Raw genomic sequence first — 11,204 nt, 5'->3', positions numbered from 1 at the left:
ATTTAAATTAATAAAATAGCCGGTTCTTATTCAGAACCGGCTAGCTATTTGTTTTATCATAACTCAATAGCAAATAAAGTATATAAAAGCTCTCTATATTGATCTTCTGTAATTTCACGTTTCGTTTTTTCGCCATGAACTATTTCAGTGAAACTAGTATTCGTTAAAGAGACATGGCCAGATTCCGTCAATTTGACTGCAATTGGTCCTTTATTGAAAATAGATTTCTCATCTTCTACTACTCTTTTTTGAACATCATTCACTACTGCCTCATCAATGATACGATTATAAAAAGCATGACATACTTTCCACTCACCGTTCGTTTCTTTTCTTTCTAGAACGTAATTCCCTTTACTCGTATCTTTTCGTCTCACTCGATACGTACCATTTTTAGAAGAAACAGACTCACCAGTAAAAGATACAGGAACTAGAGGTACTAAAGAAGCAATACCTACATCAATTACGTATCGTACGTTATCATAATTTAGAATAATCGTTATATGTCCATCCTCAAGTGCCCAAGCGTTTATATCATTTTTATATACGGTACCTAATGCGAGTTGTACATCATAACCACAATCTTTTAAAAAGTAGTAAAAAAGAGTATTTAATTCATAACAAAGTCCACCGCGGGATCTAGTTAAAATTTTATCCTGTAAATTTTCCATAGTAATTGTATTCGTATTACTTGCTATAACATCTAAATTCTCAAATGGTATAGTGTGTGCAAATGCAAAGAGAATTGTATTTAATTCTTCAAACTTCACTTCAGTACGCTTTGCAAGATTCAATCTTGTAAAAAGCTTATGTTGTAGACTTGTCATAGTCAGCACCCCTTAAAATGTATAAGTTAAAATAGTATATGCTGATTGTAAATTTGAAGGAGTACTGAAACAATGTACATTTCGTTTAACTGTACCGGTACAAAAAGTCTAATTCACGAGATTACTTAAGATAAGAAGCTACGAATACAAATTTAATAGTTTGTCTATAGGTAAATTATTATGATCGCTTAAATCAACAAAATACTGAAGCTGCCACATTTGGCTCTTTTTAGCTTGCTTGCTAACAGGGCTATCCCAGATCGGATAAATCCTCATAGCCATCTTGCCTTTTTGATTTTGTGTTCTCAAGATTTTTTCCTTAAGAAGAATCTCTTTAGGGAAAATAAATTGTCCTAGTTTATTATCATCTATACAAGTGATAACTAATAAGTCAGGAGCAGCGTCATAAGAAAACGCTTGATTTTGCATATTGTCATCTTTCTCCCAAAAAGAAACAAATTGACCAATTTTATTAGGAGTAATTTTTGATTTTCTAAAACGAATGGTTTTGTTATTTAAGTGGAATAAACATCCTGCATATTCTGCGTTTTGCTTTTCTTCTTTTACATTTGTAATCAGTAAATTGTTAGGTTTGTAAATTATATTGTTTAAATTTCGTATCGTATCATTATAACTGTTCAAGAAAACTCCCCCTTTATTCATTTCTTAGTTTAACACAAACATCAGTTCTTATATGTTATAAATAATAAGGGATGTGAAAAAGAGGGGAATTTTAATGGGGTATTATTATTACTTTAATGTACTTAGTTTTTCAATTGCTTGTTGTTCAGTTGCTAAGTAAAAAATGTCATTCCCTTTATTACATTCATAAATAAAATCCTTTAAGCTTTTACTAGTATACATAGAGAAATCACCAACAATAGCAATCTTTACCTTGTAGTTTATAAACTTTTGAAGGATATCGCCCGCAAGCCGTGTTTTTAGATCAAAGAAATCTTCACTTATTAAAGATTTATGGATAATAATATGTTTCGCATCTACCTCATATTGAACTGTTGCCATAGTATCTAATGCAGACTGAACATCCGATATTAATACCTTATCGTTTCTAATGACCGCGATATTGATTCCATCGATTACTACTTTCTTTATTTCCATAGTCCAACCCCTTTATAATTTACACAGTATGAGTAAAATTATTTTACAAAACTTCGTATTAATCATAGATTAAATTAGCCGCAGCTATTAAAATGGTCTCTATTTTTTATTGTAAATATATATTTTTTAGTATTAATACGGTCAATGAAATTAATGATAATTTCTCTTTTTATATTTTTGAATATATATATATAGAATTACTTTTACTTGTTATAAAAATATTGTGGAGTAACATATCTTAACAAACAATCCAAAGTGTTAATCTCGGCATATGGTTGTATTTTGGTAGTATTCTTGATTTTCTGAGGGTTAAACCACACACCTTTTATATTTGCATTTTGAGGACCAGCAATATCCTTTTCTAAGTCATCCCCAACAAATAAAGTATTTTCCGGCTGTAAATTTAGCTTATTTAATGCTAGTTCGAATATTTTACTAAATCCCACTTCTTCAGAAATAATGATCGTATCAAAGTAATTGTTTAAATTCGTGTTAATTATTTTAGCCTTTTGCCTCTGAGTTGAGCCATTTGTTATAATTCCAACTTTAAAGTGCTTCTTTATTTGATTTAAGAAATGAATAGTATTTTGGTCTACTGAAAAACATCTAGGGAAATTATTATTCCAAAACTCTTGGATATAATTGCGTGGCAATCTATACCTCGGCATGAATTCATCAAACAATGATTCTAAAACTGTCGTTTTATTACTTATGCCATATTCTCTTTTATCGTATTCTTTGAATTTCTGTAACATGTTGCTTTTAGCCGCACCATCTACATTTTCATAACACTTTTCTAAAACAATTAAAAATAATGCCTCTACTGCTTTATCCCTATCAAGTAATGTATCATCTAAATCAAACAGTATCGCTTTATAACCCATCAAATCATTTCACAACCTTTCTAGCATTATATAAATTTCTCCAAGTTTGTACCTTTAAACTTTTGGTTTAGCAAGAACATTGTTATGTAGTGATTAACGATTAAATAGAAACTAGATGAAAGAAATCCAAAGTTCTTGGCACACACTCTAGTATTATGGTAGCTTCTTCTATATTGAAATTCCTTTTCCTCTTTTGGTAAAGAAGAAAAAGTATATTTTCGCAAATTTCAAGAAACTACATACAATTCACATTATTATACATTAGTTTTTCGTAAATATTAATCGTACATCAATTCATACAATAAGTTTTTTTAAGCAATTATTTCTCCATAAAAAAGTAATATAGCTAATAATACTTTTTGCTAGTAAACGTTCTATGAACTTTCCTATTGTAACTCCACATAAACTCCAGATTGTACGGCTATAATGACTACCAGAGGTGATATTATGAAAAACTATCATATCCTCGTGGTTGAGGACGATCAAGAAATTCAGGAATTAATTAAACAATTTTTAATGACACAGCATTATACAGTGGTAGTCGCTTCAGATGGACTAGAGGGTATGACACAATTTAATAAGCAATCATTTGATTTAATTCTTCTAGATGTCATGATGCCCAATCTTAATGGGTTTGAAGTTTCTAAAATGATTCGAAGTCAGTCAAACGTACCAATTATTATGCTAACTGCGTTGGAAGAAGAAGAAGATCAAATGAAAGGATTCGATCTTGGGATCGATGATTATATAACAAAACCCTTTTCATTTCATGTTTTGATTAGACGAGTCGAAGCTGTACTTAGAAGAAGTTATGATAAAAATGTAAATAGTCATTTGATATTTAAAGAAGTGCGTATCGATGTGGATGCATATAGAGTATATGTAAATGACGTTGAAATTATATTAACGACAAAAGAGTTTGAAATTCTACAACTACTATTTCAAAATGAGAGAAAAGTACTTACAAGAGAAAATATCGTAGAGAAAGTTTGGGGTTACGATTATTTTGGAGAAACACGAATAATTGATACACATATTAAAAACCTACGCAAAAAATTAGCTATCCCTTATATTAAAACAATAAAGGGTATTGGTTATAAAATTGATGAATAGTATTGTGAAACTCATGAAAATGAAGCAAATTACTTATAAACTCTTTATGACTACCTCTCTCATTTTGTTATCCTTTGCAGTATTGATTTATTTAACTTTATACTTCTTTCTCCCTACGTTTTATGAGCAATATAAAACAGATCAACTTCAAACAGGGATAAACGAAATCATTGATAAGTCTAAAAATCTTACGTTTCAAGATGCGATACCACTTTTTGATGAATACGCCAAAAAAAATAATGCGATGCTTTATCTTCAAAATAAAGAAGGAGTAATTATTTACTCTCCTTCATTTTCTTTTATTCAAAGTGGTACGCAAAAAACAGTAGTTACTAAAGCAACACGATTCGAGAATGCAAGTACCCTTAGCAATTCATATAACGTTACGAAACCAATTCAATTCCAAGATGGTAGTTTAACGCTTATAGTCTTTGCTACATTTCAACCGATTGATGAAGCTTCACAGGTTTTAGTGCGCTTTCTCCCTTATATTAGTATCATTGTGCTCGTTATTGGTATAGGGAGTGCTTATTTTTATTCTAGGTTTATTACAAAGCCACTTATTTATATTAATGAAGGTGCACAAAAGATGGCAAATTTAGATTTCTCCGAAAAAATTGAGGTTCGCTCTACAGATGAGTTAGGAGAATTATCTAATAGTTTAAATGACATGTCTATTAACTTACAACAAGCTATGTTTGATTTAAAAAAAGCAAATGAACAATTAAAAAATGATATTGAAAAAGAAAGAGAAATAGAAACAAAACGCAGAGAGTTTTTTGCGATTGTAGCACATGAATTAAAGTCCCCTCTTACTGTAATGAAAGGATACTTAGAAGGGATGATATACAATATTGGCCCTTATCAAAATCGCGATCAATATTTAAAGAAAAATCATCAAATTATTGAAAGTATGGAACAATTAGTTCGTGAAATTTTAAGCGTATCGAAATTAGAACAACACACCTTCAAACTAAAAGTAGAGGAAGTTAATCCTTCAAAGTTAATAGGTACAATCACAAAAGATCTCGAATTTTTTGCTTCTCAAAAAAGCATCGAAATAATAAAAGAAATTGATTCTGATCTTTCTATTTATACAGATTGTGCTCTTTTAGAAAAAGCATGTAAAAATATTATCCATAATGCGGTTATGTATTCACCACATAATGAAAAAGTCTATATAAAGTTAAGCGAGAATTCTAAACAAGATCAAATCGAAATACAAATTACAAATACAGGTGTCAATATTAAAGATGAAGATATACAACAAATTTTCAAACCATTTTATCGTATTGAAAAATCAAGGAATCGAAATACTGGAGGAAGTGGTTTGGGGCTATATATTGTTAAACAAATTCTTGAAACGCTAGATATAAAGTATTCAATAAAAAATATGGAACATAGTGTGCAATTTTGCATAAGGATTCCATTATCAAGACCAAAAACAAACAATCTCCCCTCTTAGTAGGACGAGTTTGTTTGTTTTTGTAGTAACTATAGACTTATCAGGAACTAATAGGCTGGCTTTTCGTTTTAAATGAAACGATATTCTTGTTTACGATTCTTTAATATACAATCATCATAGGCACTCTTCGCAGACTGAATTTGCTCTTCTTTTGTATTTCGGTGTATTAAAGCATCCTCTACAATTGCAATTTGATTATCAAACATTTCGTGAAAATCTATTTCACAATCCATTGATTTTGTGTATCTGAGAAAGTAATTTTTCAGTTTCAAACCCAATGATATTAAAGTCATCGATTTATTGTATATTAAATAAAAAGTACTATCCTTTCCGATAATTATTCAGCAAGAGTTGTACCCTTGGTATAGATTTATCTGTAATTATTATGAATGGGTTGAAACAAATCCTCGTGGCTAGTTCGAACAACAGAAAAATTATCTACATTTAATTCTTGTTGTACATCAATAATACGCAAGGCATGTTTCAATATAAAAACTCCTTTATGTAACATATTTATGTTATCCATAGCTTTTCTCATTTTTACAATCATAATGTCGCCATCTAGTATTTTTAGAAACTATTTCACTATAAACTTAATAAGTAATATTGTTATAAACTAATAGGACAGACACTATTCGACAGGGCTCTAGGTCTTTTAACAAGTTCTCCTTGGCAATTAGGACATACATTGTTCATTAATTTTGTACACTCCTCACAAAATGTACATTCATGTGTACAAATAAAGGCTAATGATTGCGCCTCAATCTTCTTATTGCATTTCTCGCAATGTTTTCTCATCTCAAGTCCCATTTCAATTCCTCCAATAACATTATTTTCATGATATACTTAAAATTATAAATTTTAAATAATTTTGTTTAAATACAAATTATGAGTTATTTCATTTGGTAAACTTAAAAATTTAATTTATTATACGTATTTTACATTAAATAAAAAGGAGTTATTGAGAATGGATCACATTGACCAAAAAATTATATATATACTGCAAGAAGATGGACGGGTATCTATGACTGAGCTCGGAAAAATGGTTAACTTATCGACACCTGCTGTAAAAGAAAGAGTTAAAAAGTTAGAAGATAAAAATATAATTACAGCCTATAGGGCAGTTATAAACCCAGAAAAGTTGAATAAGAATGTAACGGCTTTTGTATTGTTTGAATCAAAAAAATGTAAGCAATTCAGGGATTTTTGCAAAGAAAATCCCATGGTTTTTGAGTGCCACAGATTAGCTGGACAATATAGTTATTTGGTGAAAATAATCACTGAATCCGTGCATCAGTTAGAAGAATTTATCGATGATTCTATGGAGTTCGGCTATCCATCAACTTTAATTAACTTATCATCACCAGTTCAATATAGAAGTATTTCTTAATCTGGGATTTCAAGGATTTTTACGTCATGCTGCGTATAGCAATTGAACTAACATAAAAAAATATAACGGACAAAACAGGCTATTCTTTCTATACAATAATAGGAAAGAATAGCTTTTTCAATAAATTGAAACCACGCTAAAGAATAATAAGTGTTCACATTTTGAATGTAGTAAATACATTTATGACACTATCCGATTTTGATGTTTTAATATGGTAATGCTTCATCCTTTTTGCTTTTATATGCTATAAAATATGGTTGTGTTTTACTCTCCAAAGGGTTGAATCCTAGTTTTCAAGAGAGAAAAACGGATGAACTTTAATCCCCTTCTTCTAGTTTGCTACGATGAAATCTAGGTGTGTTTTCCACGCTAAAAAATTGATGCAGCCTCGCCCTAACGGGATAGTTTCTTGTCTTTATTAAGTTCATTCTACTTGTTTCATTTGTGTTTGGTATTGAATATATAGTTGCTAGAATAAACTGGAATAGATCTAATAAAACATAATAATATTTGAAAAACTTATCTTTTTGTCATAAACAAGTTTTGTTATTTTGATGATGAAGTAGTCCCTTCATTTAGCGGATGCAGAACATTCGCCTTGAACCTTCCTATATATGTGAAACAATATTTATAGCTCACCTACGGAAGTAAGCATGATTTTTGATTTCAATTTCAAACTTTCAGATTAATTTGTAATTCTTTTATGATAAGCTATATGTAAAGATTAAACATAAAACATAAAGGATGATTCGTATGCAAATAAGACCACAAGTAAGTGAATATAACTCCTATTATGCAACGTATACTAACTTGGTATCAGACGGAAATATCATACATATTCTAGAACAACAAATGAAGGAAACGAATCTTTTATTAAAGGAAATTTCTAATAGTGAGGGACTTTTCCGGTATGCTCCTACTAAATGGAGTATAAAAGAAGTAATGGGTCATATAGCAGATACAGAACGTATTATGGCGTATCGATTGCTATCAATCGCTCGAGGCGAGACAGCAGAACTTCCAGGCTATAATGATGATATGTATGTTCTTAGAGCTGCTTTTGATAAGCAATCTATGCAAGATCTTCTTGAGAATTTAATAGTTGTTCGACAATCTACCCTGTATTTACTTAGAAGCTTAGATAATGAAGCTTGGTCACAAAGAGGAAATGCGAATAATTCAGAAGTTACAGTTCGTGCATTAGCATACATCATTGCTGGTCATGAGCTTCATCATCTTCAAATTATAAAAGAACGTTACCTTGGTTCTGATTTATATCCAGCAACTTAATATTTGAAGAAAAAGAGTCCTATTTATGTAGGGCTCTTTTTCAGTATTTATAACGGATTATTGCTTAGAACTATGGCAATTAAATGCATTTATTTATAAAATTCACCACATAATATATATGCTATCCCCTCTTATTCTGTACATAATTTTCTTTAGGCTGATATACTATAAACACAATAGTTCTGGAAAGGTGATGATATTATGTATGAACAACAAAATAATAGAGATAGAGATCAAAAAATGATGTTTTTCATGCAAGGAGTTCCCACAAATAAAATTAACATGCATCAATTACCTAAATGGATTAGAATTTTTGGCTATTGTGTGTTTGGTTGGATGATAGTATTTAGTTTAATTATGATTGTAGGTTTAATTCTGCAATAACTATACAGAGTAGGTAAACGGGACGGTATTTAGGTCATAAATCTAGGTAATGTCCCGTTTTTTATATGTAATTATCCCATGATATAAGTAACCAAATATAATAAAAAGAACCTGTAGAATATCCTACAAGTTCTTTTTATTATATTATTACAACGGGAACAACAAACTATTATAAGCTTTTGAAAGGTCTAGATTTTGAAAATTATGTGAATTAAAAAGCTACGATGTTTATATTAGATTTCATTTACGACCAACTTCTTCTTACTTAAATACACTGCACGATCTGATTTTTTAGCAACCTCCTGTGAGTGCGTCACAACAATAATGCATTTATTCTCTTTATGTGCAAGTTCTTGAAACAGTTCTATTATATCCATTGCGGTTTCCTCGTCGAGGTTTCCTGTCGGCTCATCTGCAATTAGTAAATCAACATTACACGATAGTGCTCGGGCAATTGCTACACGCTGTTGTTGTCCACCGCTTAGTTGCAGGACGTTTCGTTTCGCTTCAGCTTCTGAGAGTCCTACCCTCTCTAATAATTCTAATGCTCTTGCTGTTTTATTTTGCACTTTAACACCTGTAATTTCCATTGCTGTTAAGACGTTTTGAAGAGCGGTCATATAGGTAATTAAGTTATAAGATTGGAAAATTACAGATACATTTTGATTACGGTATCGATCCAAACCAATTTTTCTAATATCTTTGCCATTATACAGTACATAACCATTTTTAGGGACATCTAGTCCACAACCTAAGCTTAGAGTTGTGGTTTTACCAGATCCAGATGGTCCTAAAATCGTGTAGAAATGTCCTTTTTGAAAAGAAAAGTTAACATTATCTAGTATCGCTACATTTTTTCCGTTACTTTCATAATAATAATCCAAATTTTTAAACTGTAAAATCGTCTCCATATCGAGCCTCCTCATTCATCTTTTAAAAGAATTTGTTTTGGGTTTAAACGTAGAATAGATAATGCTGGAAGAAGCGTTGCTATTATAGCAATAGCTAGTCCTATTCCACCCATTTTCCCTACATCTTCTCCTGTTACACTTACATCAATTTTATCAATTGGATCTTCTTTTTGATTTTGTAGAGTACCACCGGGTCCAGCCATCATTACAGTACCATGTTGCGAGGTATCTGTTTCTTCGCTTGCAGTAGCAATTTCATTCGAAAGTAAATGATCCCCGATATATTGAGAAACTTTAGCTCCTGTTGTTATGGATAATCCAAATGCTAAAATAGCGACACACACTACTTCTACTACGAATTGCGCCACCAGTTTCCACTTTTTCTCTCCAATAGACAATAGAATTCCCATTTCTTTACGACGTCCTTTAATTGATAGCATAATGATTAATCCTAAAATGATCGCACCTGCAATCGATACAATATAAATAATCATTTGAGAAGTCGAAGAGATATTTTCGATAGGACCAATCATTTGCTTGTACAATGAATCATGCGCATCTAATTTATAATAATTAAAATCAATATTAGATTTTTTTGCTTCTTTTTTAAATGCATCAATATATTGTGGATCATTCAAGAAATACACGACTTGAACACTACTTATACCTTGGTCTACTTCTAATTTTTTCATAGTTGAATGTGGCATATATAGTTTATTAGCTGGATCCATAATAGGAGGAGCCTGTTGACCCATTGCTTGCTCATTTGTTTCGTAAATACCGATAATTTCAATCTCAAGGGTTTCCTTCTTATCCCCTGATTGTACTTTAACTTTGTCTCCTACTTTCAAATTGTTTAATTCCGCTAATCGTTTTTCCATTAAAGCTACATTCTGATCCTTCATTTGCTCTGTTATTGGTTTTCCATCAATGATTTTACTTTTTCCATTTTTAAAGCTTTCTTGTAATGCAGTCTTGCGAACTCCCTCAATCATAAAAGAAGCATTCATATCTATTTCTGTACCAGAGCTTGAACCGCCTCGCGCGGCCGCCATTCCCACTTTACCTTTTCCTTCTTCTTCTCCTTCTGAAGCCCCTACTAGTTTAAGCCCATCAGAAATACCGAAAGTATTAGTTATGTAATTATAATCTTTTACATACTTGGACTCCGCTAATTGATCTGTTTCTTTTGCATCGAGCTGCGGCGGATTTGGCATTTCTCCAGATTCCTTAGCTTTTTGACCTAATTTGTCGAAATCAAGACCTAAAGTAACATCTGCACCAAGTTTTTTTCTTGCAGCATCCGCTGCTTTTTTTGATGCATTTTGGATTGTGAAACCTGAAAGAACCAAGTTTGTAACAATCAGAAAAACTGCCATCAAAATTAATGATGTTCCTATCCTTTTTTTCATACTGAGAATTGCTCGTTTCATAAAATTCATTTTTTCTTACCTCCTTGATAACTTGTATTCTATATAGGTTATCTAGAGTTTATATGGAGCTAGTCGGTAGTTTAACTAGAGATATAAGGAGTTTATGTGTAGTTATTTACCTGTTCCAAAAAAGCTAGAACACAAATTCAAAAACGCAGTCATTTTTGAATATTGGTAAGGAGTTAGTCAATTTAAGAGACTTATAGAAAAGAGAGGTTAAGCTTAATTTAATGTATATAATATAAAAAATATATTTATTGTATAATTTCTATACAATAAATATAGAGAACCTATTTGTGAATATTTATATGAGAATTGTAAGTTCCTAATAGAAATTACATCTTTTAATAAGAAAAGAAACAATTTAACATTCTTTTATGTGGATATGAAT

At 30.9% G+C, this 11,204-nt stretch carries 13 protein-coding genes; 5 read left to right on the top strand and 8 right to left on the bottom strand.

The window, feature by feature from the left end:
• Positions 1-56 precede the first annotated feature (56 nt).
• The 4 genes from DN390_RS30420 to DN390_RS30405 form a co-directional block, all read right to left on the bottom strand.
• On the bottom strand, positions 57-824 hold the full coding sequence (locus DN390_RS30420; protein ID WP_147809353.1) for an arylamine N-acetyltransferase family protein: 768 nt from the start codon (positions 822-824) through the stop codon (positions 57-59).
• A 138-nt stretch (positions 825-962) separates the two neighbouring features.
• On the bottom strand, positions 963-1,487 hold the full coding sequence (locus DN390_RS30415; RefSeq protein ID WP_147809352.1) for a MepB family protein: 525 nt from the start codon (positions 1,485-1,487) through the stop codon (positions 963-965).
• Between the two features lie 87 nt (positions 1,488-1,574).
• Positions 1,575-1,943 (bottom strand): DUF4180 domain-containing protein, encoded by a 369-nt coding sequence (locus DN390_RS30410; protein WP_000403464.1) that lies wholly within the window; start codon positions 1,941-1,943, stop codon positions 1,575-1,577.
• A gap of 203 nt (positions 1,944-2,146) precedes the next feature.
• Positions 2,147-2,827 (bottom strand): HAD family hydrolase, encoded by a 681-nt coding sequence (locus DN390_RS30405; protein ID WP_147809351.1) that lies wholly within the window; start codon positions 2,825-2,827, stop codon positions 2,147-2,149.
• 447 nt (positions 2,828-3,274) lie between these two features.
• On the opposite strand from DN390_RS30405, the gene DN390_RS30400 reads away from it, so the two are divergent.
• Together DN390_RS30400 and DN390_RS30395 are read left to right on the top strand one after the other, a co-directional pair.
• The gene (locus DN390_RS30400) at positions 3,275-3,940 is read left to right on the top strand and encodes a response regulator transcription factor (RefSeq protein WP_060631084.1); all 666 of its coding nucleotides are present in this window, start codon (positions 3,275-3,277) and stop codon (positions 3,938-3,940) included.
• A gap of 13 nt (positions 3,941-3,953) precedes the next feature.
• Positions 3,954-5,405, top strand: coding sequence for a sensor histidine kinase (locus DN390_RS30395; protein ID WP_088116213.1), 1,452 nt, complete (start codon positions 3,954-3,956; stop codon positions 5,403-5,405).
• Positions 5,406-5,473: 68 nt separating this feature from the next.
• Here DN390_RS30395 and DN390_RS30960 read toward each other — a convergent pair whose 3' ends face one another.
• Together DN390_RS30960 and DN390_RS30385 are read right to left on the bottom strand one after the other, a co-directional pair.
• The gene (locus DN390_RS30960; RefSeq protein ID WP_179955800.1) at positions 5,474-5,611 is read right to left on the bottom strand and encodes a hypothetical protein; all 138 of its coding nucleotides are present in this window, start codon (positions 5,609-5,611) and stop codon (positions 5,474-5,476) included.
• 403 nt (positions 5,612-6,014) lie between these two features.
• A complete protein-coding gene (locus DN390_RS30385) occupies positions 6,015-6,215 on the bottom strand; it encodes a DUF1272 domain-containing protein (protein WP_000522150.1) in 201 nt (66 codons plus the stop codon).
• 157 nt (positions 6,216-6,372) lie between these two features.
• Between DN390_RS30385 and DN390_RS30380 the strand changes: the two genes are divergently transcribed.
• From DN390_RS30380 to DN390_RS30370, 3 genes are all read left to right on the top strand, one after another.
• On the top strand, positions 6,373-6,795 hold the full coding sequence (locus DN390_RS30380) for an Lrp/AsnC family transcriptional regulator (RefSeq protein ID WP_147809350.1): 423 nt from the start codon (positions 6,373-6,375) through the stop codon (positions 6,793-6,795).
• A gap of 753 nt (positions 6,796-7,548) precedes the next feature.
• A complete protein-coding gene (locus DN390_RS30375) occupies positions 7,549-8,085 on the top strand; it encodes a DinB family protein (protein WP_147809349.1) in 537 nt (178 codons plus the stop codon).
• 201 nt (positions 8,086-8,286) lie between these two features.
• Positions 8,287-8,469, top strand: coding sequence for a hypothetical protein (locus tag DN390_RS30370; protein WP_060631087.1), 183 nt, complete (start codon positions 8,287-8,289; stop codon positions 8,467-8,469).
• 233 nt (positions 8,470-8,702) lie between these two features.
• On the opposite strand, the gene DN390_RS30365 is transcribed toward DN390_RS30370, so the two are convergent.
• Both DN390_RS30365 and DN390_RS30360 read right to left on the bottom strand, forming a co-directional pair.
• Complete coding sequence (locus tag DN390_RS30365) at positions 8,703-9,380, bottom strand: ABC transporter ATP-binding protein (protein WP_000447852.1); 678 nt, start codon at positions 9,378-9,380, stop codon at positions 8,703-8,705.
• 11 nt (positions 9,381-9,391) lie between these two features.
• Entirely contained in the window at positions 9,392-10,822 is a 1,431-nt protein-coding gene (locus DN390_RS30360) for an ABC transporter permease (RefSeq protein ID WP_147809348.1), read from the bottom strand.
• Positions 10,823-11,204: the final 382 nt, after the last annotated feature.

The sequence above is a fragment of the Bacillus sp. SH7-1 genome, assembly GCF_008042405.1.
Taxonomy (GTDB): domain Bacteria; phylum Bacillota; class Bacilli; order Bacillales; family Bacillaceae_G; genus Bacillus_A; species Bacillus_A thuringiensis_N.
This window is presented reverse-complemented; position numbering and strand designations above follow the sequence as displayed.